This is a genomic window from Blautia sp. OF03-13, assembly GCF_003460685.1.
GTDB classification, from domain to species: Bacteria; Bacillota; Clostridia; order Lachnospirales; family Lachnospiraceae; genus Fusicatenibacter; species Fusicatenibacter saccharivorans.
In genome coordinates this window covers 107,332-132,887 of the sequence record NZ_QTVR01000005.1, presented here as the reverse complement: position 1 = coordinate 132,887, position 25,556 = coordinate 107,332, and the positions used below count along the sequence as shown (strand labels likewise).

The 25,556-nt window shown below is 45.9% G+C and carries 26 protein-coding genes, 2 tRNA genes and 3 pseudogenes; 23 read left to right on the top strand and 8 right to left on the bottom strand.

Features of this window, described 5'->3' with window-relative positions:
- Positions 1–79: 79 nt before the first annotated feature.
- From purE to DXA55_RS05350, 12 genes and pseudogenes are all read left to right on the top strand, one after another.
- A complete protein-coding gene (purE, locus tag DXA55_RS05405; protein WP_022462013.1) occupies positions 80–586 on the top strand; it encodes a 5-(carboxyamino)imidazole ribonucleotide mutase in 507 nt (168 codons plus the stop codon).
- A gap of 25 nt (positions 587–611) precedes the next feature.
- Positions 612–1,636, top strand: a pseudogene (gene purM, locus DXA55_RS19195) (phosphoribosylformylglycinamidine cyclo-ligase).
- Positions 1,630–2,256, top strand: a complete 627-nt coding sequence (purN, locus tag DXA55_RS05395) for a phosphoribosylglycinamide formyltransferase (RefSeq protein WP_022462015.1) — start codon at positions 1,630–1,632, stop codon at positions 2,254–2,256. The pseudogene purM and the gene purN overlap by 7 nt, the downstream one beginning before the upstream one ends.
- Positions 2,257–2,261: 5 nt before the next feature.
- A complete protein-coding gene (gene purD, locus DXA55_RS05390) occupies positions 2,262–3,533 on the top strand; it encodes a phosphoribosylamine--glycine ligase (RefSeq protein WP_117813267.1) in 1,272 nt (423 codons plus the stop codon).
- A 179-nt stretch (positions 3,534–3,712) separates the two neighbouring features.
- On the top strand, positions 3,713–3,874 hold the full coding sequence (locus DXA55_RS17030) for a hypothetical protein (RefSeq protein WP_022462017.1): 162 nt from the start codon (positions 3,713–3,715) through the stop codon (positions 3,872–3,874).
- Between the two features lie 91 nt (positions 3,875–3,965).
- Positions 3,966–4,038: transfer RNA gene (locus DXA55_RS05380), tRNA-Val, on the top strand.
- 33 nt (positions 4,039–4,071) lie between these two features.
- Positions 4,072–4,145: transfer RNA gene (locus DXA55_RS05375), tRNA-Met, on the top strand.
- A 189-nt stretch (positions 4,146–4,334) separates the two neighbouring features.
- Positions 4,335–5,468 (top strand): dTDP-4-amino-4,6-dideoxygalactose transaminase, encoded by a 1,134-nt coding sequence (rffA, locus tag DXA55_RS05370; protein WP_055221248.1) that lies wholly within the window; start codon positions 4,335–4,337, stop codon positions 5,466–5,468.
- A 6-nt stretch (positions 5,469–5,474) separates the two neighbouring features.
- The gene (locus tag DXA55_RS05365; RefSeq protein WP_022462019.1) at positions 5,475–6,083 is read left to right on the top strand and encodes a YdcF family protein; all 609 of its coding nucleotides are present in this window, start codon (positions 5,475–5,477) and stop codon (positions 6,081–6,083) included.
- 279 nt (positions 6,084–6,362) lie between these two features.
- Complete coding sequence (locus DXA55_RS05360; RefSeq protein WP_055227097.1) at positions 6,363–6,593, top strand: hypothetical protein; 231 nt, start codon at positions 6,363–6,365, stop codon at positions 6,591–6,593.
- An 84-nt stretch (positions 6,594–6,677) separates the two neighbouring features.
- A complete protein-coding gene (gene rlmD, locus DXA55_RS05355; protein WP_117813265.1) occupies positions 6,678–8,348 on the top strand; it encodes a 23S rRNA (uracil(1939)-C(5))-methyltransferase RlmD in 1,671 nt (556 codons plus the stop codon).
- 24 nt (positions 8,349–8,372) lie between these two features.
- Complete coding sequence (locus tag DXA55_RS05350; RefSeq protein WP_055303613.1) at positions 8,373–8,606, top strand: DUF6061 family protein; 234 nt, start codon at positions 8,373–8,375, stop codon at positions 8,604–8,606.
- Between the two features lie 156 nt (positions 8,607–8,762).
- On the opposite strand, the gene DXA55_RS05345 is transcribed toward DXA55_RS05350, so the two are convergent.
- The 7 genes from DXA55_RS05345 to DXA55_RS05315 form a co-directional block, all read right to left on the bottom strand.
- Positions 8,763–9,089 carry a hypothetical protein gene (locus tag DXA55_RS05345; RefSeq protein WP_055303614.1) on the bottom strand — a complete coding sequence of 109 codons (327 nt, stop codon included), beginning with the start codon at positions 9,087–9,089 and terminating at the stop codon, positions 8,763–8,765.
- Between the two features lie 38 nt (positions 9,090–9,127).
- Positions 9,128–10,009, bottom strand: coding sequence for a sensor histidine kinase (locus DXA55_RS05340; protein WP_117813263.1), 882 nt, complete (start codon positions 10,007–10,009; stop codon positions 9,128–9,130).
- A gap of 12 nt (positions 10,010–10,021) precedes the next feature.
- Positions 10,022–10,858 (bottom strand): ABC transporter permease subunit, encoded by an 837-nt coding sequence (locus DXA55_RS05335; RefSeq protein WP_158557451.1) that lies wholly within the window; start codon positions 10,856–10,858, stop codon positions 10,022–10,024.
- Entirely contained in the window at positions 10,851–11,765 is a 915-nt protein-coding gene (locus tag DXA55_RS05330) for an ABC transporter ATP-binding protein (RefSeq protein ID WP_055303617.1), read from the bottom strand. Before DXA55_RS05330 ends, DXA55_RS05335 begins: the two co-directional genes overlap by 8 nt.
- Positions 11,766–11,832: 67 nt before the next feature.
- Entirely contained in the window at positions 11,833–12,516 is a 684-nt protein-coding gene (locus tag DXA55_RS05325) for a response regulator transcription factor (RefSeq protein ID WP_117813261.1), read from the bottom strand.
- A gap of 23 nt (positions 12,517–12,539) precedes the next feature.
- Positions 12,540–13,715 (bottom strand): hypothetical protein, encoded by a 1,176-nt coding sequence (locus tag DXA55_RS05320; RefSeq protein WP_117767771.1) that lies wholly within the window; start codon positions 13,713–13,715, stop codon positions 12,540–12,542.
- A 125-nt stretch (positions 13,716–13,840) separates the two neighbouring features.
- A complete protein-coding gene (locus DXA55_RS05315; RefSeq protein ID WP_055303620.1) occupies positions 13,841–14,944 on the bottom strand; it encodes a DUF6076 domain-containing protein in 1,104 nt (367 codons plus the stop codon).
- Positions 14,945–15,341: 397 nt separating this feature from the next.
- Here DXA55_RS05315 and DXA55_RS05310 point away from each other — a divergent pair, with 397 nt between their 5' ends.
- From DXA55_RS05310 to DXA55_RS05260, 11 genes and pseudogenes are all read left to right on the top strand, one after another.
- Positions 15,342–15,785: a DNA primase gene (locus DXA55_RS05310; RefSeq protein WP_330415126.1), complete on the top strand. Its 444-nt coding sequence runs from the start codon at positions 15,342–15,344 to the stop codon at positions 15,783–15,785.
- On the top strand, positions 15,760–17,133 hold the full coding sequence (locus tag DXA55_RS05305; RefSeq protein ID WP_070100996.1) for a DNA primase family protein: 1,374 nt from the start codon (positions 15,760–15,762) through the stop codon (positions 17,131–17,133). The genes DXA55_RS05310 and DXA55_RS05305 overlap by 26 nt, the downstream gene beginning before the upstream one ends.
- 400 nt (positions 17,134–17,533) lie before the next feature.
- Positions 17,534–17,749 (top strand): hypothetical protein, encoded by a 216-nt coding sequence (locus DXA55_RS05300; RefSeq protein WP_031473406.1) that lies wholly within the window; start codon positions 17,534–17,536, stop codon positions 17,747–17,749.
- 348 nt (positions 17,750–18,097) lie between these two features.
- Complete coding sequence (locus DXA55_RS19530) at positions 18,098–18,460, top strand: plasmid recombination protein (protein WP_330415125.1); 363 nt, start codon at positions 18,098–18,100, stop codon at positions 18,458–18,460.
- Complete coding sequence (locus DXA55_RS05290; RefSeq protein ID WP_330415124.1) at positions 18,448–19,386, top strand: plasmid recombination protein; 939 nt, start codon at positions 18,448–18,450, stop codon at positions 19,384–19,386. The genes DXA55_RS19530 and DXA55_RS05290 overlap by 13 nt, the downstream gene beginning before the upstream one ends.
- Positions 19,387–19,402: 16 nt before the next feature.
- Positions 19,403–19,588 (top strand): hypothetical protein, encoded by a 186-nt coding sequence (locus DXA55_RS05285; protein ID WP_055303624.1) that lies wholly within the window; start codon positions 19,403–19,405, stop codon positions 19,586–19,588.
- Positions 19,589–19,678: 90 nt separating this feature from the next.
- On the top strand, positions 19,679–19,909 hold the full coding sequence (locus DXA55_RS05280; RefSeq protein ID WP_055303625.1) for a helix-turn-helix domain-containing protein: 231 nt from the start codon (positions 19,679–19,681) through the stop codon (positions 19,907–19,909).
- Complete coding sequence (locus DXA55_RS05275) at positions 19,890–21,875, top strand: recombinase family protein (RefSeq protein WP_117813307.1); 1,986 nt, start codon at positions 19,890–19,892, stop codon at positions 21,873–21,875. Before DXA55_RS05280 ends, DXA55_RS05275 begins: the two co-directional genes overlap by 20 nt.
- Before the next feature lie 100 nt (positions 21,876–21,975).
- Positions 21,976–23,274, top strand: a complete 1,299-nt coding sequence (locus DXA55_RS05270) for a hypothetical protein (protein ID WP_117813259.1) — start codon at positions 21,976–21,978, stop codon at positions 23,272–23,274.
- 160 nt (positions 23,275–23,434) lie between these two features.
- Positions 23,435–24,525 (top strand): annotated as a pseudogene (locus tag DXA55_RS19190) (lysozyme family protein); the annotation flags it as partial.
- Positions 24,519–24,774, top strand: a pseudogene (locus DXA55_RS05260) (terminase TerL endonuclease subunit); the annotation flags it as partial. The pseudogenes DXA55_RS19190 and DXA55_RS05260, both read left to right, overlap by 7 nt.
- Before the next feature lie 51 nt (positions 24,775–24,825).
- Here the strand turns inward: DXA55_RS05260 and DXA55_RS05255 are convergent.
- Complete coding sequence (locus DXA55_RS05255; RefSeq protein ID WP_117813257.1) at positions 24,826–25,347, bottom strand: type III toxin-antitoxin system ToxN/AbiQ family toxin; 522 nt, start codon at positions 25,345–25,347, stop codon at positions 24,826–24,828.
- Between the last annotated feature and the right edge of the window lie 209 nt (positions 25,348–25,556).

Genomic DNA, 25,556 nt, shown 5'->3' with positions numbered 1-25,556 from the left:
GAACTGAATGATTAAAACATAAATATAAGCATAACTAATGAATAACGCTTAGAACAGTTAATCAGAAAAGGAGAACAACATGGCTAAAGTAGGAATTGTGATGGGCAGCGACTCTGATATGCCGGTAATGAGCAAAGCAGCCGACATGCTGGAAAAATTTGGAATTGAGTACGAGATGAAAATCATCTCCGCACACCGCGAGCCGGATGTATTTTTCGAATATGCAAAAACCGCAGAGGAGAAAGGCTTCAAGGTTATCATTGCAGGCGCAGGTATGGCAGCTCATCTGCCGGGTATGTGCGCAGCTATTTTCCCAATGCCGGTCATCGGAATTCCGATGCATACCACATCGCTTGGAGGTCGTGATTCCCTGTACTCCATCGTACAGATGCCGAGCGGCATTCCGGTAGCAACCGTTGCCATCAATGGCGGTGCCAATGCCGGAATCCTGGCAGCAAAGATTCTTGCAACTTCCGATCCGGAACTGCTTGCAAAACTGAAAGCATATACACAGGAAATGAAAGAGCAGGTTGAGGCAAAAGACGCAAAACTGCAGGAAACAGGATACCGTAACTACAGTAAATAAAAACAAAGGACAAGGGAGGTTCACCATGGATTACAAGAACGCAGGAGTAGATATTGAAGCTGGATACAAATCAGTAGAATTAATGAAAGAGCATGTAAAGAAAACCATGCGCCCGGAGGTATTAGGCGGCCTTGGCGGTTTTTCAGGCGCTTTTTCCCTGGCAAAAATCAAAGAAATGGAAGAGCCGGTGCTGCTTTCCGGTACAGACGGATGCGGAACCAAGGTGAAGCTCGCCATGATTCTTGATAAACACGACACCATCGGCATTGATGCCGTTGCCATGTGTGTGAACGATATCGCATGTGCCGGCGGAGAACCGCTGTTCTTCCTCGACTACATCGCATGCGGAAAGAACTATCCGGAGAAGATAGCTTCGATCGTAAAAGGCGTTGCAGAAGGCTGTCTGCAGTCCGATGCGGCACTGATCGGCGGTGAGACCGCAGAGCATCCGGCCTGATGCCGGAGGATGAGTACGATCTGGCAGGTTTTGCTGTCGGCGTATGTGACAAGAAAGACATGATTACCGGTGAAAATCTGGCAGCCGGAGACGTACTGATCGGCATGGCTTCCACCGGCGTTCACAGCAACGGATTTTCTCTTGTCCGCAAAGTTTTCGATATGACAAAAGATTCTTTAAATACATACTATGATGAGCTCGGCGCAACCCTCGGCGAGACCCTGCTTGCACCGACCCGTATCTACGTAAAAGCACTCCGCGCCATCAAAGATGCCGGTGTAACCGTAAAAGCATGCAGCCACATCACCGGAGGCGGCTTCTACGAGAACATTCCGCGTATGCTCAAAGACAATACCGTAGCCGTTGTACAGAAAGACAGCTACACCGTACCGCCGATCTTTGATCTGATGGCAAAGAAAGGCAATATCGACGAGCAGATGATGTACAACACCTTCAATATGGGTATCGGTATGGTACTGGCTGTTGATCCGGAAGATGTAGACGCAGCGATGAAAGCCATCCGTTCCACAGGAGATACGCCATATGTGATCGGCCACATTGAAAACGGAGAAAAAGGAGTACAGTTATGCTAAGATTAGCAGTTCTCGTCTCCGGCGGCGGCACGAACCTGCAGGCGATTCTGGATGCGATTGACGAGGGAACCATCACAAACGCGGAGGTTTCCGTTGTCATCAGCAACAATGCAGGAGCGTATGCGCTGGAGCGTGCGAAAAAGAAGGAGATTGATGCGGTATGCCTTTCCCCGAAGACCTTTGCATCGAGAGAAGCATTCAACGAGGCACTGCTGGCGAAACTGCAGTCGTACAACGTCGATCTCGTTGTGCTCGCAGGATGCCTGGTTGTGATCCCGCAGAGCATTGTGGATGCTTATCCGAATAAGATCATCAACATTCATCCGTCCCTCATTCCGTCGTTCTGCGGAACGGGCTATTACGGACTGAAAGTGCACGAGGGCGTATTATCCCGCGGCGTCAAAGTGACGGGAGCGACGGTTCATTTTGTGGACGGCGGAACAGACACCGGCCCGATTATTCTGCAGAAGGCAGTCGAAGTGCACGAGGGCGATACACCGAAGGCACTGCAGCAGCGCGTCATGGAAGAGGCCGAGTGGGTCATCATGCCGCGTGCGATTGATCTGATTGCAAACGGAAAAGTAACGGTAGAAGACGGACACGTAAAGATAAAGGAGTAAGAGCGATGAAAGTACTGATTGTAGGAAGCGGCGGAAGAGAGCATGCGATTGCCTGGAAGGTGGCGCAGAGCCCGAAGGTAGACAAGATTTACTGCGCTCCTGGAAACGCAGGAATTGCGGAGTACGCAGAGTGTGTCGATATTGCAGCGATGGAGTTTGACAAGCTCGTTGCTTTTGCGAAAGAAAAAGAGATTGACCTGACCGTCATCGGCATGGATGATCCGCTGGTCGGCGGTGTTGTCGATGTGTTTGAGGCAGAGGGACTGCGCGTATTCGGACCAAGAAAGAATGCGGCAATCCTGGAAGGATCGAAAGCGTTCTCCAAAGACCTGATGAAAAAATACCATATCCCGACGGCGGCATACGAGACATTCTCCGATCCGGAAGCGGCAGAGAAATATCTCGAGACTGCAAAATTCCCGATCGTGCTGAAAGCCGACGGTCTGGCTCTTGGAAAAGGCGTTCTGATCTGCAATACCTTAGAGGAAGCAAAAGAGGGCGTCAAGACGATCATGCTCGACAAGAAATTCGGCAGTGCCGGAAACGAGATGGTCATCGAGGAGTTTATGACGGGACGTGAGGTTTCCGTTCTCTCCTTTGTGGATGGAAAGACGATCAAGACGATGAGTTCCGCACAGGACCACAAGAGAGCAGGAGACGGCGACACCGGCCTGAACACTGGCGGTATGGGCAACTTCTCCCCGAGTCCGTTTTATACCGAAGAAGTGGATAAGTTCTGTAAGAAATATATCTATCAGCCGACCGTAGATGCGATGGCAGCCGAGGGAAGACCGTTTAAGGGAGTTATCTTCTTCGGACTGATGCTGACACCGGACGGACCGAAGGTGCTCGAGTACAATGCCCGCTTCGGCGATCCGGAGGCACAGGTTGTGCTTCCTCGTATGAAGACAGACATCATTGATGTATTTGAAGCCTGCATCAACGGAACTCTCGACCAGATCGACCTGCAGTTTGCAGATAATGCGTGTGTCTGCATCGTACTGGCTTCGAACGGTTATCCGGTTTCCTACGAAAAAGGATTCCCGATCCGCGGACTCGAGACGTTCAAAGAGCATGAGGGCTATTACTGCTTCCATGCAGGAACGAAGTTCAAAGACGGCGAGATCGTGACAAACGGAGGCCGTGTCCTCGGCGTGACAGCACTTGGCGATACCCTGAAAGAGGCACGTGCGAATGCATATAAGGCTGTTGACTGGGTTGACTTTGACAATAAATATTACCGCCATGATATTGGAAAAGCGATTGACGAAGCGTAACGTGAATGTGAATTTTAATTTTGAGTAAAATGGAGCCGCCAGAATCCCGGTGAAAGGGAAATCTGGCGGCTTTGTCTTTTTATTCTGAAAAGGGAATAAAGCGCCGCCGTTCCGGATACAATAGTAAGGAGATCCTTTGGTTTTTAGCAGAATCAGAACAGGAAAGGCGGTCGGAAAAGATGGGAATCGTTTGTCTGGCGGGGATTTTTGCCGTATTTCTTCTGCTTGCATGGACGCTCTGCCGGGCGGCAGGATGGGAGAAAGAACGGGAAGATCTGGAACAGGAGCAGTACCTGAAAGAGTGGCGGGAGAAAAAGTTGAAAAAAATCGAAAAAATTTGAAAATTAGTGTTGACATTTGGCGGGTGGAATGCTATACTAACAAAGTCGGTTGGTGATACAGATAAAAAGCCAACAGACAAAACACCGATGTGGGGTCTTAGCTCAGCTGGGAGAGCATCTGCCTTACAAGCAGAGGGTCATAGGTTCGAGCCCTATAGGCCCCATATTTTATGAAAAACGATGTTGAAAATGAATATGGCGAGATAGCTCAGTTGGCTAGAGCACGCGGTTCATACCCGCGGTGTCGAGGGTTCGAATCCCCCTCTCGCTACTTATGGAACCCTTGAGAAATCAAGGGTTCTTTTGGCTTTATGGACAGTATGATGATATGGCTGTCATGTCAAAATCGTGTCTTGAAATCCACAGGGATTTGTGAGAAAATAAGACTACCTAAGAGCTTGTTTTGGGCTCTGAAAGTAAATAAAACAGTAATGGATAGAAGAAAGATAAGGAAAAAACAATGATAGAGTTTAATAAACCACCTTTTATTGGAACAGAACTGGAATACATCCGCCAGGCGGCAGAGGAAAACAACAAGCTGTGCGGCGACGGTCCTTTTACGAAGAAATGTTCTGCCTGGATGCAGGACAATTTCAACGTAAAACATGCGATGCTTACGACATCCTGCACCCATGCACTGGAAATGGCAGCTTACCTGTCTGAGATTCAGCCGGGCGACGAAGTGATCATGCCGTCCTACACGTTTGTTTCCACTGCAGATGCCTTCGTTCTGCGCGGAGCAAAAATCGTCTACGTGGATATCCGTCCGGATACGATGAACATCGACGAGACCAAGATTGAGGATGCTATCACCGAAAAAACAAAAGCGATTGTTCCGGTTCACTATGCGGGCGTTGCCTGTGAAATGGATACCATCATGGATATTGCAAAACGCCATAACCTGAAGGTTGTAGAGGATGCGGCACAGGGCGTGAGCGCGTACTACAAGGGAAAAGCCCTTGGAACGATCGGCGATTTTGGCTGCTACAGCTTCCATGAGACGAAAAACTATACGATGGGAGAGGGCGGCGCGCTGCTGTTCCAGGATGAGAATTATCTGGAAAAAGCAGAGATCCTTCGTGAAAAGGGAACGAACCGCAGCAAGTTTTTCCGCGGACAGATCGACAAATATACCTGGATCGACTACGGTTCCTCCTATCTGCCGAGCGATATGAATGCGGCTTACCTGCTTGCAGAACTCGAGGAACATGAGAAAATCGACAGAAAGCGGATGGCCATCTACAACTATTACCATGAGCAGCTCCGTCCGCTGGCTGAGGCCGGAAAGATCGAGCAGCCGGTTGTGCCGGAAGGCTGTGTACATAATGCACATATGTACTTCATCAAGGCAAGAAATCTGGAAGTGCGTACAAAACTGATCAACTATATGAAAGAGCGCGGTGTGATGTGTGTCTTCCATTACGTTCCGCTCCATACCTCCCCGGCCGGACAGAAGTTCGGTGTTTTCCACGGAGAGGACAAATACACAACAAAAGAGAGCGAGCGCCTGATGCGTCTGCCGATGTTCTACAGCCTGTCTGAACAGGATATGGCATATGTCGTAGAGTGCCTCATGGACTTTAAAGAGTGGTAACATTTCATGTATGAGAAGTTTTTAAACTACTTTACGGACTATATTTTCGTGAAGGATGAGCCGCAGAAAGCCGATGTGATTTTTGTGCCGGGAAACGGATATCCGCAGATGGCGGCGCACGCGGCAGAACTCTGGAAAGAAGGATTTGCGCCGTATGTGCTTCCGTCGGGAAGATACAGTACTGTGCTCGGGCATTTTGCCGGTGTACAGGATCTTGCGGAGCAGTACGGCGGGAACTATGAAACCGAGTGGGAGTTTCTGCGGACGGTACTGCAGAAAAACGGCGTGCCGGAGAAAGCGATTCTGCGCGAAGACAAGGCGACGTATACGTATGAAAATGCACTGCGGTCACGGGAAGTGACAGATGCGGCGGGCATCGAGGTAAAAAAAGCGATCCTCTGCTGCCGGAATCTCCATGCGAGACGGTGTATTCTGTATTACCAGCTTGTCTACCCGGAGACAGAGTTTTTTGTCTGTCCTTCGGATATTGAGTTCACCAGAGAAAACTGGCATACAAAGGGTGAATGGATCGACCAGGTGTTAGGAGAAATGGAGCGCTGCGGCGGTCAGTTCCACAAGATTCTGCGGGAACTGCCGGCGGATTCTGAATTTTAACACCAGTAGACAAGAAGTCCCCCGCTTCTAAAGCGGTGGGATGAATTGTTAAAAGAAACATAACGGCAGTGGTAGGCGGAGAGAAATCGGTATCCTCCACTGACATGAGGAAAGTCACAGTCGAACTATTCTCGACATGTCAGACTCCGTGAAAATACCGACTGTAAGTGAAACGAAAAGATTTATAAAAAAGAGCGGAAATTGTGGTAAAATTGCGGCTCGTATGGTATACTATCGTTAAGTTAAGTTTCTAATCTAAAGCAAAGGTTGGTGGACAGTATGAATAAGATTGATGAAGTATTAGAGCTTTTAAAACAGAGAGAACGTGAGAGCGAAAAACCGAAAAACGTGATTTTATGGGTCCTTGCCATTGTCGGAGCGGTAGCGGCAGTTGCAGGAATCGCATACGCAGTATACCGGTTTGTAACTCCGGATTATCTGGAAGACTTCGAAGATGATTTCGATGACGATTTCGACGATTACTTCGAGGATGAAGACGAAGATAAGTAGGATGGAAAAAAGAAACTCCGGTGCCGGAACGTGGTACCGGAGTTTTTCTGTCCGGAAATCAGTTTGACATAGAAGGAGAAGAGAATGAAAAAAGGAGAAATTTACGAGGGAGTCGTGGAAAGAATCGATTTCCCGAATAAAGGACGTGTACATGTGGAGGGCGAGACGGTTACCGTGAAAAATGCAATTCCGGGACAGAAGATCCGCTTTCAGATCAACAAAAAAAGAAAGAACCGCATGGAGGGCCGCCTGCTCGAAGTAACAGAAAAATCCCCGATGGAAAAGCGCGATCCGGTCTGCAGTATTTTCCCGTCCTGCGGCGGATGCATGTACCAGACGATGAGTTATGAGGATCAGCTTGCAATGAAGGCCGGTCAGGTGAAAAAACTGCTCGACGATGCCCTCGTGGAGGCCGGCCAGGTCAATGAGGCGGGGGAGGCCGATTATCCGTTCCTTGGAATCAAGGGAAGTCCGAAGGAGTTTGCATACCGGAATAAAATGGAGTTTTCCTTCGGCGATGAATACAAGGACGGCCCGTTGTCTCTCGGACTTCATAAAAAGGGAAGCACCTACGATGTCCTGACCGCGTGCGACTGCAAAATCGTACATGAGGATTTCACAAAGATTCTGACCTGCGTGCTGGCGTACTTTAAAGAGCGGAACGCAAGTTACTACCACAAGATAAGCCACGAGGGTTACCTGCGCCACCTGCTGGTGCGAAGAGCCGAGAATACCGGAGAAATCCTGGTAAATCTCGTCACCACAAGCCAGGAAGAGTGGGATCTGATGCCGCTCGTGCAGGAAGTGCTTGGTCTGCCGCTGGAAGGAAAGGTTGTCGGATTCCTCCATATCATAAATGATTCCCTGGCAGATGTTGTAAAGAGCGATGAGACAAAAGTGCTCTACGGACAGGACTACTTCTATGAAGAACTCCTCGGACTGAAATTCAAGATCACCCCGTTCTCCTTCTTCCAGACCAATTCCCTTGGCGCGGAAGTTCTCTACAGCACCGCCCGCGAGTTCGTCGGCGAGACGAAAGACCGCACGATCTTCGACCTCTACAGCGGAACCGGAACCATCGCCCAGATCCTTGCACCGGTCGCAAAAGAAGTGATCGGCGTGGAAATCGTGGAAGAAGCTGTTACAGCTGCAAAAGAGAACGCAGAGGCAAACGGCCTTACCAACTGCAGTTTCCTCGCCGGAGACGTGCTGAAGGTGATCGATGAAATCGAAGAAAAACCGGACTTCATCGTTCTTGATCCACCGCGCGAAGGAATCCATCCGAAGGCTCTGCCGAAGATAGTTGATTTATATAGGTGTGAAAAAATGCTTTACATCTCCTGCAAGCCGACTTCTCTTGCGCGGGATCTGGTAGAGTTTGCAAAATATGGATACCGTGTAGAAAAAGTCTGCTGTGTTGATATGTTTCCGGGAACGGTGCACTGCGAGACGGTTGTTTTGCTTTCCAAGGGTGAGGTCGACTCGAAAAAGATTCGGGTTGAGTTCTCTTTAGAAGATATGGATATGTCCGAATTTCAAGATGGGGCAACCTACACGCAGATCAAGGACTATGTACTGGAACATAGCGGATTAAAGGTATCAAACCTGTATATCTCACAGATTAAGCGGAAATGTGGGATTGAGGTTGGTAAGAACTACAATCTGCCGAAGTCCGAAGATTCCAGACAGCCTCTGTGTCCACCGGAAAAAGAGAAAGCAATCCGAGAAGCATTCAAATATTTTGGGATGATATAACATCCCGTAAAATGGAGGTTTCTTATGGATAGATTGATTTCTTGTAAGTTTAACATGGATACCGCTTGTGTGGAACTGAAATTCTTTGATGGTAGTATGATTGCGATTGATACGATTGCGGTTGAGAACGAGGTTGCCGACAATATGTATCAGAGGTCGGAACTGGATTATCTGATTTACAATGACCCGATTGGATATGCTGATTTGATATTGAACGGAGATTCCAAAACCTATTTGAAAAACTGTTACAGAGTATAAATCTGTGGATACGGCGATTGGAGCGATTTGCCTGGCTCACTAAACCTCTAAGCCATAGTTATTGGCTAAGGCAGATATTCAACTTTAATTTTAGAAAACATAAATAAAGGCTATCCAATCTTTTTGACTGGGTAGCCTTTGAAAGTTTTGCTCTTTCTACTTTTTAAGAATCAATTTATGAATGACCATGCCGATTATCAAACCAAAGGATGATACTGCCAAATACCAAAGCGAATGTATCAATGCTGTCTCGTTATAGTATATAAACACAGATGGCACAAATGTAATTGCTATGATTATTGGATACAAGTACTTTACTTTCAGATTTGAAATGCTGCCAATTAGAATTGAAAGCAATAATGTTGCTAAAATAAGCAAAACTATCATTCCCATAACGTCTGTTGGTCCTGCAAATAATGGAAATACATAAAACATAAATAATTGAATTAAGAGTATTAGTATCTCCTTCAAGTATTTCTTCATAATCAAAACACCTCCGTTCATATAAACTTTTTTTTATTTCATTTTGCAAAGATTATCTTGATTTGCAGTTTGTCATTGTTGTAGATTGCTCCAATACTTCCGCCCATACGCTCAATCAGCAGCTTGGCGATGGACAATCCCAAACCGGTTGAATTGCGACTGGCTTCTACTGTATAGAAACGGTCAAACAATCTGCCGACCGTCACATAATTCAGATTGTGCGCCGTGTTGCTGAATGTAACACAGCCGTTCTTATCCATGACTACGGACAGATCGCCGTCAGAGTATTTCAGCGCATTGCTGATAATGTTGGAAAAGATACGGTTGACCGCACCTGCATCCAGTTCACGGAAAACCGGTTTCTCCGGCAATTCGATTTCCGGTTGGATGCCTTTTTCCTGCATGACCGCATAGAAAGACAGCAGACTTTCCTCCAATGCCCGGACAACATCCATACGTTCTGGTTTCAGTTCCTGAAAAGAAGTAACCACACTATATCTGAATAGTTCTTCGGTTAGATTTTTTAAAACATCTGTTCTGTTTTGGATTTGAGAAAGATAGCAGTGTACCGTTTCGCTTTTTTCCTCTCGTTCCAATAGGTCAAGATAACCGTTTATCGCCGTAAGCGGAGTTCTCAGGTCATGGGAAATATTGGTGATAGCTTCTTTCAGTTCCAGATCGCCCTGTTGGTAACGATGGCGTTCCTTGCGGAGCAATCGAAGCTGGATATTAATCTCCGAAGCCAGTTTTCTCAGATGAGGGTCGCTGGAAGAAATATCAATCAGAGTGTTTGTGTCGGAGGAAAGACGTTCCTGGAATTCTGTATGAATTTCATCAATACTTTTTTCTATAAAAATAATCTTTGTGATTAGAAAAAATACAACAATTAGCAAAATACAACACAAAATCCAAGGGAACATCTTTCTACCTCCTTACTTTAGGTTCTTTTTCTTAAAGGAACGACTTCCTATAAGAGATGTTGAAAAAATTACAAACGCAGAGCACAATGGAAGAAAAATCAGGTGTTCCACCCCTTCTTCGCAAAGAATTACACCTTGTCCTCCAGGTGTCAGACAGATAAGAAATTCCAGCAGGATACGAAATGTTCCACCGATGAATTTGATATTTTGGGGATGCCATCGCACAGTTGGGTCTGTATCACTCCACATCCATCCATCCAATAACTCTGGTTCTGCAAAACGATCATAAAGGAGCATCCCGATTATGACCATTGCAGCTACAGCTCCCAGACAAAGAAGTGTCGCTGAGTTTTTGTTCTCCGCCAGACTTGCCAACAGACAACATACGCTGGAGAGTGCAACGACCATCAAAAGGCTTGAAAAAATATAAAATGCCATCTCTCCCAAAGAGAGGTTCAGGCTTGCCGTACCCAGTAGCGGAATACCCAGCATCCCATTAACTATCAACCAGATTAGTGCAGTACTCAGTCCAGCACATATGGTCAGGAGAAGATTGGAAAAATAAACTTCTTCACGAGTGTGTCCGCAGATTAGTTTATTGCGCAGAGTTCCATATTCATAGTCTGTTCCCCACAAATATGCGGCAAATACGGCGATAAATGGTCCCATCAGGGGTGAATATCCAAAAAAACGGGCGACCAGCTTATAGATGTATGCATTAGTCAAATTCGTCTGGAAGTAACCGTTGAGGATGATGAATGCGGAAAGCAATACAGCAATCACTAATTCTATTCGAATCATTTTTTTATTCTCTGTACGGTAAAAGGCTGCTCGAAAAAGTTTACGCATTATTATCACCTCCAACCAGAGAGATGTAATAACTCTCCAAACTTTCATCTTTTTCCTGCATAGACAGCACTTCGCAGTTTTCCTTTGCCAGTACAACGGTCAGCTGTGTCACATTGATCTTTGCGAACACATCGGCTGTTGTTGCGGAGATAATTTTATATTCCAGATTCATGGAATCCAGCACACGAGCCAGAGTAGAAGTATCGGTCACTTCCATGCGGACACACTTGCGGCAAACTGTGTCCAGTTCTTCTGCACTCAGTTCCTTCACCATGCGACCATTATCAATGATACCGTAATGAGTAGCCAGACGGGAAAGTTCATCCAGAATGTGACTGGAAATAAGAACTGTAATCTGTTTTTCTCGGTTCAACTTCAAAATCAGTTCTCGCATTTCCACAATACCCTGAGGGTCGAGACCATTTACAGGCTCATCAAGAACAAGAAAGTCGGGATCACCGGCTAATGCGATAGCGATGCCCAGACGCTGCTTCATACCGAGGGAGAAGTTCTTCGCTTTTTTCTCTCCCGTGTTGTCGAGACCTACCAGCTTCAACAATTCCTGAATACAATCAAATGATGGCAGACCAAGAATGAGATACTGGTGCTTCAGATTTTCCTCCGCAGTCATATCCATGTAGATGGACGGTGTTTCCACCACAGCACCCATGCGACGGCGGGATTTGATAATATCCTTGCTGTCATTGCGGATGCCGTACAGAGAAAAGCTACCGGAAGTCGGTTCCTGCAATCCGCAGATCAAGCGGATCAGGGTTGTCTTACCAGCGCCGTTCTTTCCCACAAAGCCATAGATGGAACCTTTGGGAACATTCATAGTAAGACCATTCAATGCCTGAAAGTTTTTATACTTTTTTGTCAGGCTGTTTGTTTGCAAAATATAGTTCATATTGTATTACCTCCTTTGCTGACCTAAGTTTACAAAACAAAAGTCAAGAAAGTGGTCAAGAAAAACGTCAAGATTTGGTCAAGATTTTTTGTTCTGCCAATTTGAAACCAATTCCCCAGACTGTTTCGATATAGTCTACACCGCTGACATCCTGCATCTTTTTACGAAGATTGCTGATGTGCTGCTTCAAAGAACGCTCGGTGCAGTCGGGTGTGTCCAGACTGATTCTGTCAAGCAGGACACTCTTTGAAATTACCTGTTTGGGATTTTCCATCAGCAGTTTTAAGATGGCATACTCCGTTCGGGTCGGCTTCACAGGCTGCTCCTGTACTGTCAGAGAAAGGGAAACCATATCCAAAACCAAATCGCCAACGGAAAGAGATTTGGTTTCGCCATGTTGTTCTGCCTTGCGGAGCTGAACAGTGATACGGGCAAGAAGCTCCTTTGTATCAAAAGGCTTGGTCATGTAATCTGCCGCACCGCCCAGCAGAAGATTTACCTTGTCTTGCACATCTACTTTTGCGCTGAGAACGATAACAGGAATGTTCTCAATGTGGGGCAGAACTTCCTCGCCAGACAATCCCGGCAACATCAGATCCAGCAGCACCAAATCGGGCTTGTTTTGTGAAAGAAGATATAACGCTTCTGTGCCGGAGTATGCACGAAGAACAGAATAGCCCTCTTGCACCAGCACTTCTCTCAGCATATCTCCAATATGAATATCATCATCTATGATTGCGATTGTTTTCATTCTCGTTCCTCGTCAATTTCCTTTTATAGTTCAAACGCTACTATCGTTTCCTTTGGCAACTTCTCGTTTTCGCAGTTTAGAAGGTAGGCTATTGCCTTGTTCGCAAAGCGGTTTGTTTTCATTGTATCCCAATCGGCAAGTCGGACTATTTCTGATGTGCCGTTCTCAAAATCAAATGAAATCTGGCCCCATTCGCCGTCGCAGTCTGCTTGGTATTCGTAGATTGCGGTGGCGATTTTCTTTTTTCGTTTGGTCTTGGATTTCTGTTTCAAGCGGACAGCATGGATTGCGCCCTCGGCAACCAACAATTCTGTCAGTTTGTCCACTGCTCTGCGGTAGGCTCGCTCCGCACCGCTGGCAGTGCTGCCCTCAAACATTACAGCCAGTTCCTCAAAGGTGGGACGGCCTTTCCATGAGCCGACATGCCCGCAGGTCATGCAGATTGCCAGCCGCTTTTCAAGCAAGGTCTGTTCCCGGTAGTTCAGCTTATCAAAAGCTCGCTGCACCTTTTCTGCCTGTATGCCGTTCCAGAGGATGTCGGAGTAGTTCCAAGTATCATCAAGAGCAACATCTTCGCCCGTTTCCTCGCCGTCCTCATCTGTCACATAGAATGGTTGCTGATTGCGGATACCTCGAACAACTCTCAGATATTCTTCCGCAAGGGCAAAGTCACAGTTATACTTTTTGGAAAACTCGCTGACCGCATCCTTGGTGTTATGGTACAGCCAAGCCATTGACCGCACCATTTTATAATTGGTCAGAGAGGATACCGACCATTTTTCTTCGCCCATGCGGAAGCGGAGCATAGCATCCCGGATGAACGGGAAAATGTATGTAGCATACTCCGCACCCTTGGCAGGATCATAGTCCATCAGCTTTTGGAGCATTTGTTCCCTGCAGGAGAGCTTTATATCTATAAAACGGTCTGTATCGTACAGATCGCCGCCATCCACACCCCAAAAGCCTTTGATGCGCTTATTGAGCTGTGGCTCATAATGGTGGAGGAAGAACGAGAAATATATCAAATTCTTTTCCCGCAAGGCAGACAGGATATATTCATTCAGACTGCCCACCGCTGGCGGCTCCGGTTCCAGTTGGAAGATGCGCTCTGCCATATAGGGAATGATACCATCACCGTGCGGATTGACAGCGTATTTTGGTATGTATCCGGTCATATTCCATGTAAAATCACTTAGCATAGCGCACCTCCTTTCAACGTCCAATTTCAAATTTATTTCTTTTTCTTACTCGCAAAAATTGCAATTATACAGAAAACCAAGAAAAACAAAAATCCTATTTTCATTGACTGTTCCTCCTAACAAATTCAAATGCACTTTTGGGCTTCTTTCTTCAAAGCAACCTGTTCCATTTCTTTCTCATAAGTTCCCTTGGCATAAGCGACATTACTTTTTGCCCGGAGCATCTTATCTTTCGCCAGTTTCTTCATAACCTCTGCTAAATCCTCATCCAGTTTGCCACGCTTGATATAGCGGTTTATGGTATTCAGCCGCTTTTCGTATATCTGGATAACAGGATGATCGTCTGCAAGCTCCCGTTGTTCTCTGCCTTTCAGATTGCCGATCTGTCGGCAGGTGCGGTGTAGCTTGTCCCCCGGCGCATAGCCGCCGCAGTATTTGGTGTGCCTTGCGTTGGTTGTCAGAAACCATTTGCCGCAAATTTTACATTTCTTCGGTGCATGACCGACACACAAGCCCTCAAAGAGATCAGACCGGAACATCCCCACAAAGGATACATAATGGATTCGCTTGACGAGCTTTGCAACTTTTTCGCCGGGACGGATGACCGATACATACTGAACGGAATTGTTCAGGGTAGACATCCAGGCATTGCCCTCCGTGATAGAGAACTCCGGCGGGAAATAGCTGCCGAACATTCTGGCGAAGCCCTCTGCGGTACGGTCTGCTTCATTTCCGTCTGATTTTTCCGCAAAATCAAGCATTGCGGTTTGGTATTCCCCAAGGGAGTATGCCAGATGCCCGAATACAGCAGTATATCGTTGGAGCATCATTGCATCGGCATAGTTCGGGATTTCTTCAAACTGCAAGGAATTAGTTGCGGCTTTTATGGCAAACTCCATATATTTCAGCGCATTGTCCGCAGTAAAGACTTTTTCAATCCGTTCTCTATGTTTTGGAATATTCATATTGGAGAACGGCGGCGTTTCGCTGAGAATATCCACCATTGTCAGCACAGCTTCCTTTGCCATAGGAAAGAGTGCGGAAGCATCCTGTCCGGCGTTTAACATTCCAAGCAGTAGATTGATTTTCTCGCATTGCTCGTTCATTCTTGCGAGGGTATCCGCAGGAACATTCAGCGCATCACAGGCAAGAGTACCGATAGGAAATATTTTGCCCTCATATATGACCGTATCCTGCCAAAAATCCAATGTCATCAGTTCTTGATTCATGCTTGCCCTCCTGTCCTGTTTTTTCACTTTTCTAATTATACCATGCAAATGTGAAGAAATCTACATCATCAGATAAGTTGTCCTGTTTTTTGAAATGAGGTTGTCCTGCTTTTAGCCTGCTTTTTTTCAAATCCGTCATAACCATAGTAGAAAGGGCGAAGCACCTGCCAATCACGGCGGGTGCTTCGTGCTTTCCAGACTATTATGAACGGAGGTTTTTCTATGACAATCTATGAAAACATCAAGGCGGCGATCAGCGTGAAGCAAGCTGCCGAGCACTATGGCTGAAAGTCAACCGCAGCGGTATGACTTGCTGCCCATTCCACAATGACCGGCATCCGAGCTTGAAGCTGAATGAAGATTATTCTTCTGCTTCGGTTGCGGAGCCAAGGGAGACGTGATCGACCTTGTGGCAAAGCTGTTCAATCTGAGTAACCATGAAGCAGTGCAAAAGCTGGCTGCGGACTTTGGGCTTGACCCGAAACCGCCCACTGCCGCAGCTATGGTCAAGCCAAAGCGTCCCTATATCCGTCAGTTCCGGGAGGATGAAATGCTGTGTTTCCGGGTGCTGACGGATTATCTGCATCTGTTGGAGGATTGGAAAGTGCGCTATGCACCAAAGACACCGGACGAGCCTTATGATGACCGTTTTGTGGAAGCCTGCCAGATGCACTGCCATATCGAATATATGGCAGATGTGCTGACCGTGGGCGAATTGGAACAGCGTGTAGCTGTTGTGGACAAACTGATGAAGGACGGGTATATCGACTTTCTGAAAGAGTACACTGCACGAAAGAAAAAGGAGGTGGCACACCATGGCGAAGAACCGGAAAACGCCTGATATGAATTTGCCTGTCTGGTTTGATGGGCAGAATATCAATGAAGCTCTGTTTTGTGAAGAATTTCTGCAAGAGAGCAGAATCATCTTTGCAAACAGGGCTTTCTTTACGCCCAATGGACGGGTAACGGATGATATTGTCCTGCGGGGCGAGGTCTACGAAAAGCTGAAAAGCTACACCATCAGCAGCGTACCGCAGAAGATCAAAAACATCATGGAATTGCTGAAACTGGAAGCCATGGTTGAGGATCTTCCTCCCCAGCCTGACCGCATCCATGTTGCCAACGGAACGCTCATGCTGGATGGAAGATTTATCGAGGGGAAAAAGGAAATCGTACAGAGCCGCTTGCCTGTTTCCTACAATCCAAACGCTGCTGCACCTGCTCTGTGGCTGAACTTTTTGGACGGTTTGCTCTATGAAGAAGATATTCCCACCTTGCAGGAGTTTATCGGCTACTGCCTGATTCCCTCCAACAAGGGGCAGCGCATGATGGTGATTAAGGGCAACGGCGGCGAGGGCAAATCTCAAATCGGTGCAGTGCTGTCCACCATATTCGGCACGAATATGAAAGACGGCAGTATCGGTAAAATTTCCGAAAACCGCTTCGCCCGTGCCGATCTGGAACACATCCTGCTGTGCGTGGATGATGATATGCGGATGGAAGCTCTGCGCCAGACCAACTATGTAAAATCCATTGTAACCGCACAGGGCAAGATGGATTTGGAACGCAAAGGTAAACAGAGCTATCAGGGCTGGATGTTCGCCCGGTTGATGGCATTCAGCAATGGCGATCTGCAAGCCCTGTATGACCGTAGCGATGGTTTTTACCGTAGACAGCTTGTGCTGACTACCAAGGAAAAGCCCGTGGACAGAGCCGACGATCCCGATCTTGCAGAGAAGATGAAAGCCGAAGCCGAGGGGATTTTCCTCTGGGCATTTGAAGGCTTGCAGCGGCTTGTTGCCAACAACTTTAAGTTTACGGAGAGCGACCGCATCCGTGAAAACCGGGAAGCGGTCAAGCGTGACAATAACAACATTTTTGACTTCATGGATTCCGAGGGATATATCCGGCGCAAGGCGGATGCGTCCATCAGTTCCAAGGACTTTTACGCTATCTATCGCCTGTGGTGTGAGGAAAACTCCCTTGCCCCTCTGAAATCCCGCAGCTTCAGCGATGCCATGGTTGCCAATGCAAAGAAATTTAATTTGGAGCATTGCAACAACATCACCAACTCAGCCGGACGGCGGGTATGGGGATTTATGGGTGTGGAAGCTGTGGCACGACCTAATATAAACGGGTTTTACGACGTTTCGCCATGTACGTACGTACCGGAGGAATGGCAGGACTGATTCCTGTCTTTCGTTTTCTGTATGTATGTACACAGCGTTTTACCTGTTTTCCTTTTTTATAGGAATAATCAGCTGTCAGAACTGACCTGTTTTCGGGCATTGAAAATCAATGGTAATGGAAACAGCAAAGTTCTTGACCGCAGGACGAAACCATTTCACCAAATCGTGCTTCTCCAAACCATGCACCCAGTTTACGAAACAATGGGTGTTTTCACTGTTTCAGACAAAATCCCACGGAACAGCAAAGTGGAATATATGCCTGTATGGACAGAGTATCGCACTCACAAAATGAAAGCGATTTTGGAGAAAGCAGATTTTTCACTGTTCGGTGCATCTGCTCCGCTTTGGGGAGTAGCCTTTGCACCGAATTGTAAATCAAAAATATGGAGGAATTTACAATATGAATGTACGCAACGAAATCAAGGCACAGATCATCCGTGCCGGAATGACTATGCAGGAAGTAGTTGACCTGCTCTCGGACGAGTACGGTTGGAGCGACAGCGTTTCCAACCTGTCCGCAAAATTACAGCGGGAAAGCATCCGATACAAGGAAGTATTGGAGCTTGCCGATGTGCTGGGATACGACATCGTATGGCAGCAAAGACGGGAGAAGTGATGCCCCGGCAACATCCCCTCGTAGTTCCCGTCCCCATAGGCACACCGCAGTGCTGTCTATGGATGGCAGTGAAAGATACGCTTTTCGCTGCCGCCGTCTGCAAAGAGAAGTTCACCGGAACAGCTTCATGCAGACGGGCTGACCATGGGAAAAGTTGCAGACATTTTCGCATTGGTCAGCAGAGGTTGCCGCAGCAACCGCACTCCCCCTCGGGAGAGCCCTCGGAGAGCCCACGGCACTTTGCAGCCAGTATGGATGAAAGTGTTATAGTGGGTTATTACACTTTGAAAAAGTGCCTCTCCGCAGCTCCCCGCTGTCTGCAAATTTTAAGGAAAGGACAAAAAATCTATGGCAAGAAATGATGGAATAGACCGCACCGTAGCCCGGAATCAGGACTTACCGACACCGGACGATGTGGCAAAAATACAGGAACACAATGAGCGAGAAAAGGACAGTTACAGCAATCAAGACATTGTGCCGGAACGCACTCCGCTGAATGTTCACTTCAAGACTCCCACCGATGATTATGTGAAAATGTTTGAGCAAATGGAACAGGATGGCGTGATCTCCACCAGAGGTCTGAAACCGGATGCCATCAAATACGGCGAGTTGGTTTTTGATGTGAACTCCGCTTATTTCTACAACCACGGCGGCTATGAATTTGCAAAACAGTTTTATGCTGATGCCTATAAAGCCGCGTGGAGATCGTAGGCGGTGAGCAGTATATCCTCTCTGCTGTGATGCACGCCGATGAGCACAACCGGGCAATGTCCGAAGCTCTTGGCGAGGATGTGTACCACTATCACCTCCATGTGGTTTATATTCCGGTAGTGGAAAAGCAGATCCTTTGGTCGAAGCGATGTAAGGATGAAGCTCTCCGGGGAACGGTAAAGGAAACGATCACACAAGTCAGCCGAAGTAAGAAATGGGACTCCAAACCGGTGCTTGACGAGGACGGAAATCCCAAGCTCAATGAAAAAGGAAAAAAGATTTTAAGGTCATCCTACAGCGTGTTGCAGGATGACTTTTTTAATTTCATGCGTGCTGCCGGATATACCGATGTGGAGCGTGGAGAGCGTGGCAGCACCGAGGAACATCTGACGGTGACACAGTTTAAGGTGCAGGCGGAACAGCAGCGTTTGGAAGCTGTGACAGGACAGGTGGCACAGGCAGAACAGAGTTTGGAGGATGCTAAAGCTGCTACGGAAAAGCAGAAAAAGAAACTGGAAGCTCTGCAAAAGGAAACCAAGGCAGCAAAGGCCATTGCACTTACGGTGCAGGATATTGAAGCGATGGGCAAGAAAGCCACGTTCGGAAACAATATCACGCTGACACCGGATGAATGCGACACGTTGAAACGCTATGCCACCAACGGCATTCTCTTTCATGCAGAGAATGAGCGATTGAAAGGGAAACTGGAATCTGCTCAAAAGTCTGCATCCATTTGGAAGCAGCGATGTGAAGAAGCGAATAAAAAATATCAAGAGTTGAAGCAAAAAGCCCAGCCTTTCCTGGATGCACTGGAAATTGCATCCGAAAAGGTTCGGGCTTTTATCAATTCCATCCTCGCCAGAGGAAAGGAAACACAGGAACACAAAGCACCTGCCCGTAAGCGTGGACAGGACATGGAAATTTGATGGAGGTAACTGCCTATTGAAGAAATATTATGAGGATGCAAAATATAATGCGGCATTTGTCCGCTGTGTGGATGTTATGAGCCAGATGCTCCAGAAATATGGACATCAGGTTTTGGATAAATTGGAACAGGATGCCCCTCAGAAAGTGGAGCATTCCAAGGAAAGTAATCAAGCACAGCCTTTGACGAATAAGGCTGCGTAAAAATTTACAATTTACACGTTGCGTATTCACTGCGGCTATGCTATAATGATTACGCAACGTGTATTTTTGTTTTTTATGGAGAAAAGACAGATGGATTGTAAGAACAGAATTATCAAGTTGCGGGAAAGCACAGGACTGAACCGGAAAGATTTTTGCAAGCTCGTCCATATCCCTTACCGGACTATGACCGAGTGGGAATTGGACAACCGCCATGCACCGGATTATGTGCTGTGGCTTTTGGAGTATTATATCCGCAACGAGGGACTTATGGTAAAGGAAATGAATGAGGGAGGTGGAGATTCTGAAAAAGAAACAACTTAAATGCTATATTTATACAAGAGTGTCCACCTCTATGCAGGTTGACGGGTACAGCTTGGATGCCCAGCGTGACAAGCTGAGGAAGTATGCGGCATACGAAGATATGGTTATTGCCGGGGAGTATTCTGACGAGGGATTTTCCGGAAAGAATATCCAAGGGCGGCAGGACTTCCAACGGATGCTGAATGACATCCAGGACTGCAAGGACGGCGTTTCCTATGTGCTGGTCTTTAAGCTGTCCCGATTCGGCAGAAATGCGGCGGATGTTCTGAACTCTTTGCAGCTCATGCAGGATTTCGGTGTCAATCTGATCTGCGTGGAGGATGGCATCGACAGTTCAAAGGATGCCGGAAAGCTGATGATTTCCGTGCTGTCTGCGGTGGCAGAAATAGAGCGAGAGAATATCCGCACCCAGACAATGGCAGGACGTGAGCAAAAGGCTCGTGAGGGCAAGTGGAACGGTGGTTTCGCTCCTTATGGCTACAAACTGGAAAACGGAGATTTGGTCATTGCGGAGGATGAAGTGGAAGTAATCCGTGTCATTTATGACCGCTACATTCACACCAACGAGGGCGTTGCCGGGGTTGCTAAATATCTGAACCGCAACGGCTTTATCAAGAAACTGCGGCAGAACAATACCATTCCCGGATTTTCAAGGAACTTCGTGCAGGATGTATTGGACAATCCCGTTTACATGGGAAAGATCGCCTATGGCAGACGCAGGACGGAAAAGAAGCAAGGCACAAGAAATGAGATGCACGTAGTTGAGCAGTCGGAGTTCCCGATTTATGAGGGACAGCACGAAGCCATCATTTCGGAAGAAGATTGGTATCTGGCACAGGAAAAGCGTAAGATCAATTCCTTTAAGCGGGAAAAGGTCAACAATCCAGATCATGCACACATCCTGTCCGGCATTCTGAAATGCCCATGCTGCGGAAAGAGTATGTACGGCAATATCGCCAGGGCTCACAGCAAGGACAAGAAAACGAGGTATTATTACTACTGCAAAAACACGGTAACACCTACCGGACATGAGTGCAGCTTCCGACTGAATATCGAGCAGACGGAGATCAACAAGTTTGTGGCTAAGATTATATCCGCTATGGTCAACAATCCCCGGTTTGTAGAAGCGATTCAGGCGAAAATCGGCTCGGCTGTTGATACAGAGGATATGGAAAAGCAGATCGCCGTCCTGCAAGGACAGTTGAAGCAAGCCTTTGGAACGAAAAGCCGCTTGGAGCGTCAGATGGACACCTTGGACATCAACGATGCCCACTATGACAGAAAGATTTTGGACTTGCAGCGCCGCTATGATGAGCAGTATGATACAATAGAGGATATCGAAGTTCAGATTGGCGAATTGCAAGGTCAAATCCGCAGCATTCAGCAGGAGAAAATCTCCGGTAACAATATCTATCGGCTCTTACTGGCATTTGATGAAGTCTACCATTCCGCAACAGAAGCGGAACAGAAAGAGTTTATGAAAGCCTTTATCGAGCGAATTGAGATGTTCCCGGAGAAAAGGAAAGACGGAAGCTGGATAAGAAAGATTGTGTTCAACTTCCCTGTGCCTGTTGATGGCGAGGAAGTGAAAGAACTTCCCTTGGAAACTGAAACAACTGTCGAGACGGTAGTACTGCTTTCCCACAAAAAGCCAGACGGACATATCAACGTAAATGTTGAGTTTGGTGATGGTGAGGGAAAAGTTCCACTTGATAATATTGCTAAAAGAGCGGAAAGCTATAAGCCCAAAGAACGAGTGACCTACAAAATGATAAAGGAGTACATAGAAGCTAAATACGGCTTCAAGGTACATACCGCATATATCGCAGAGGTAAAGAGAGATTTAGGCTTGCCGATGTATGATGCTCCTAATGCGGTAGAAGAATTGAAACAGCCAAGGAAGCATCCGACAGCAGAGAAAGTGGAAGCGATAAAGGATGCGTTGAAGCATTTTGAAGTGATTTAATAATGGTGAGCGTATCATTAAAAATAGTGGTACGCTTTTCTTTAAAATATTTGGGAAGTAATATATAAGTGCTGAATATGCTTGAAAGGAGGAAAATGGAGTGAACCGTATTACAGAAATAACAAAGCGAGATATTTTAGATTTATTTCAGAATGGATTAGAGATAGACGAATTTTTTCGAACCCGAACCGTTACTTATAATTATTATGGTCGCCTTGAAGAAATAGATTTTCTTAAAAGATTATATGATTTGGAGAGAATGCCAAGTTTTGATTCAAGATTTGCAAATGCAGAACAGGATATTTGGCAACATACAGTGAATAATGATGATTATCCATACTGCTGGGTTTTTGAAGAAAAAAGATTCAATTTACAAGATGGTAGCGATGAAGTATATTTAAAATTTCTTTGCGAAGTATTTCACCCTGCTGTTCGATATGATAAGGGATATTGGAAAGAATTTTTAGTGGCAACTAACAAGCTATTACAAAATGACGGTTATGAGATTTACCCTGCTGAGAAAATATCCAATCGTGATGTTTATGGATGGAGAATATATCGGCAAGAAGATAATACGTTGTTTATTCCATATTCTCAACGAAATGCAAAGGACATAAAAGCAAAAAAGATAGTATTGTCCATAAAGCGGAAAGCGAGAAATCAAATTTATCAGTTTCTGGAGCGATATAATATCGTATATCAAGCGACTGACGAAACGGGATGGAATTATAATACAACAGTAGCTGAGGATGTTTTCAATGAAATAAGGCAATTTTATGTGCCAAAGTGTTATAATGATAAAAAAGAATATGTTGAAACTGCTGATTTGCAAGCATTCATACTTTCTAATTCTCCATTTTGCGTGTTGGACGCAATAGAGTTTTTTGCGAAACATAGTATCTCAGATGACTTTGAACCACAGATTAATGCTATATTAAAACTGAATGAGATACCGTTTCAGCTTTCCAAGGGGAAGCTAATGAATACATTTGATACCCAGATAAATAAAAATTCATTAGTGTCTGTTCAAGAAGTAGGACTGAAAGAGTTATTACAAGAGGCTTCAAAATATTATGATGAAAACAATTTGCAAATTGCAGTGGAGAAACTTTGGGATGCATTTGAGAGACTAAAGACATATTACTGCTCATCGACTGTAGATAAGAAGAAATCGGTTAATAAGATTATAATGGATATGGGTAATAATCAACAGCCGTTTTTAGAATTATTTGAAAAGGAATTTCATGAGCTTACCATACTTGGCAATAATTTTAGAATTCGACACCATGAAACAACAAAAACGGATATTCAGGATAAAAGGCATTATGAATATTTTTATAAACGTTGCCTGTCTTTAATTTCAACCGCAATCCAGTATTTAGATGGAAGAAATTTATGATAGGAATGAGTTTTTATCAAAATCTCCCAGTTATAGATTTGTATATTATTTTTCCGAAACTTATAATGAAGCTAAAGAAGTGGAGGTGTGCTTATGAGAGAGAAATTTAATCATCTATATTTGGATAGCCACGAAAGAAAACTTTTGATACATAGCCTTGTATGTGGGGATAAAGGAAAAAGCGGAACAGGGATATTACTCTGATGAAAACTCTGTCACAGAATATGCTGCGGACAGGATTTCTTTTGCGGCAGACCGTGTAAAGGACGAAGGTATCCACCAGTTCAATAAGCAGGGGCAAAAGGCAGTCAATACAACGCAGGAGAATATCGGTAAGACAAAAGATAAAATAACCGATTTCAAGCAAAGTCGGGCTGTCAAAGCCGCAGAACAGAAAGCAGTACAGAATATGTCAGAACAACACGGCTTGCAGATCCGTCACGGGGCTGCAAGCCGTTCCGCTGCCCCCGATGTTTCCCAGACAGCAAAATCGCAGTTGATAAAGACCCGACAGCAGGGGCAAAAAATGATTAAGAGCACAGCACGAAATGCAGAAAAAGCGGTGAAAACAACTGCTAAGGGAACAGTCAAGACTACCGAAAAGGGAATTAAAACCGCACAGGCAACTTCTAAGGCGGCAATCAAAACGACGGAACCTCGGTAAAAACGGCACAGGCGGCAAAAGCTTCTGCGAAAACTGCCCAAAAGGCATCACAGGCGGCAAAAGCCACCGCAAAGGCAACCGCCGAAGCCACCAAAGCGACAGTCAGAGCAACCATAGCTGCGGTCAAGGCGATTATTGCAGGAACAAAAGCTCTGATTTCTGCTATAATTGCAGGCGGTTGGATTGCAGTTGTGATTATTCTCATTGTTGTTCTGCTCGGCTGTGCTGTTTCCCTGTTTGGCGGCGGAAGCGGGAGCAACGCTTATACCCCTGTCAGTGCGGAGGTGGAAGCCTATGAGCCTTTGATACAGAAATATGCCAAACAATACGGTATTCCTGAATATGTGGAGCTTATCAAGGCGGTTATGATGCAGGAGTCTGGCGGGCGTGGACTTGACCCCATGCAGGCGGCTGAAGGCAGCTTTAACACAAGGTATCCCCACGAGCCGAATGGGATTAAAGACCCAGAATATTCGATTGAGTGCGGTGTGCAGGAATTAAAGGCAGCCCTTATCTCTGCTGAGGTAGAAAAACCGATTGATATGGAGCATATCAAACTTGCCTTGCAGGGTGATAACTTCGGCAACTTATGAAGCTGACACTTGAGGAGCGAATTGCCCACGGTGGGCATAAGGTTCTCCGGTGGATGATGGATAATGTGTATGTCAGACAAGACCCTGCCGGAAATATCAAAATGGATAAGGAAAAATCTACGGAGAAAATCTACGGAGAAAATCGATGCAGCAGTAGCAACCGTTATGGCACTTGACCGTGCAATTCGTAATCAGGGCAGCGAGGGAAGTGTATATGATGGCAGGGGAATTCTTGTTTTTTAAGAAAGAAAACCTCTCCGGCAGATGGAGAGGTTTGAATGATCATGGTTTTGTTTATGTATCGGAATAAGAACTGCATTTTTCTTCCAGCATTTTAAAATTACAGCATCTTGCAGCAAGGGAAGAATCCGGCTTGGCAATGCACTTCTGGTATAATTTCAGGGCTTTGTTTTGCAGAGTGTCCTGAACATTGTCAATCAGGGCTTTTTCTTTCTGGAGAAGGTAAACATAGTCGGTTTTTTCCTTTTCGTTGCTGAAAGAACGGAAACTTTCTACCTGATTATATTTTAACTGAGTAAGGTAGTTATCAGGAACCGGAATCATATTATTGATATTCAATACAGCATAAAGATATCCGGTGGATTCATCCTGGAGTTTGTGGAAATCCAGACTGTTGGACATCTTCTGATGTTTCGGTTTTGCAGAGGAAATAGGAACATAGTAGTGGAAATCTCCGATAGTAAGAAGAATTCCCACATGGAGTTTCAAACGTTCCCCATACTCCACATATCCGACATGGGAATCAAACTGTGTCAGGTAATTTATATATTTTTTATCGACAACGTACCAATCCATAGAGCCTCCTGAAAAGTAAAAAAGCGGGTGGATTACTCCACCCACTGCTGTTAACCGATTGTTTTAATTGGACAATCTAACCGCTTTTAAACGAGCATTTTAACTGGACGCTCTAACCGCTGCACAGATATTTCTATCTGTGTTTTTATTATATGCAATTTACAGCAAAAAATCAATGCCTTTAATTGCTAAAATTTTATGAACTTTTT

Bases quoted from the DNA above. Each gene is read 5' to 3' on its own strand.
- purN (WP_022462015.1), top strand. From the start codon at position 1,630: ATGCTAAGATTAGCAGTTCTCGTCTCCGGCGGCGGCACGAACCTGCAG.
- DXA55_RS05335 (WP_158557451.1), bottom strand. From the start codon at position 10,858: ATGCGTAAACTTTTTCGAGCAGCCTTTTACCGTACAGAGAATAAAAAA.
- DXA55_RS19530 (WP_330415125.1), top strand. From the start codon at position 18,098: ATGGCAAGAAATGATGGAATAGACCGCACCGTAGCCCGGAATCAGGAC.
- rlmD (WP_117813265.1), top strand. From the start codon at position 6,678: ATGAAAAAAGGAGAAATTTACGAGGGAGTCGTGGAAAGAATCGATTTC.
- DXA55_RS05330 (WP_055303617.1), bottom strand. From the start codon at position 11,765: ATGAACTATATTTTGCAAACAAACAGCCTGACAAAAAAGTATAAAAAC.
- DXA55_RS05350 (WP_055303613.1), top strand. From the start codon at position 8,373: ATGGATAGATTGATTTCTTGTAAGTTTAACATGGATACCGCTTGTGTG.
- DXA55_RS05315 (WP_055303620.1), bottom strand. From the start codon at position 14,944: ATGAATCAAGAACTGATGACATTGGATTTTTGGCAGGATACGGTCATA.
- DXA55_RS05280 (WP_055303625.1), top strand. From the start codon at position 19,679: ATGGATTGTAAGAACAGAATTATCAAGTTGCGGGAAAGCACAGGACTG.
- DXA55_RS05255 (WP_117813257.1), bottom strand. From the start codon at position 25,347: ATGGATTGGTACGTTGTCGATAAAAAATATATAAATTACCTGACACAG.
- DXA55_RS05325 (WP_117813261.1), bottom strand. From the start codon at position 12,516: ATGAAAACAATCGCAATCATAGATGATGATATTCATATTGGAGATATG.
- purE (WP_022462013.1), top strand. From the start codon at position 80: ATGGCTAAAGTAGGAATTGTGATGGGCAGCGACTCTGATATGCCGGTA.
- purD (WP_117813267.1), top strand. From the start codon at position 2,262: ATGAAAGTACTGATTGTAGGAAGCGGCGGAAGAGAGCATGCGATTGCC.
- DXA55_RS17030 (WP_022462017.1), top strand. From the start codon at position 3,713: ATGGGAATCGTTTGTCTGGCGGGGATTTTTGCCGTATTTCTTCTGCTT.
- DXA55_RS05360 (WP_055227097.1), top strand. From the start codon at position 6,363: ATGAATAAGATTGATGAAGTATTAGAGCTTTTAAAACAGAGAGAACGT.
- rffA (WP_055221248.1), top strand. From the start codon at position 4,335: ATGATAGAGTTTAATAAACCACCTTTTATTGGAACAGAACTGGAATAC.
- DXA55_RS05365 (WP_022462019.1), top strand. From the start codon at position 5,475: ATGTATGAGAAGTTTTTAAACTACTTTACGGACTATATTTTCGTGAAG.
- DXA55_RS05340 (WP_117813263.1), bottom strand. From the start codon at position 10,009: ATGTTCCCTTGGATTTTGTGTTGTATTTTGCTAATTGTTGTATTTTTT.
- DXA55_RS05305 (WP_070100996.1), top strand. From the start codon at position 15,760: ATGGCGAAGAACCGGAAAACGCCTGATATGAATTTGCCTGTCTGGTTT.
- DXA55_RS05320 (WP_117767771.1), bottom strand. From the start codon at position 13,715: ATGCTAAGTGATTTTACATGGAATATGACCGGATACATACCAAAATAC.
- DXA55_RS05300 (WP_031473406.1), top strand. From the start codon at position 17,534: ATGAATGTACGCAACGAAATCAAGGCACAGATCATCCGTGCCGGAATG.
- DXA55_RS05345 (WP_055303614.1), bottom strand. From the start codon at position 9,089: ATGAAGAAATACTTGAAGGAGATACTAATACTCTTAATTCAATTATTT.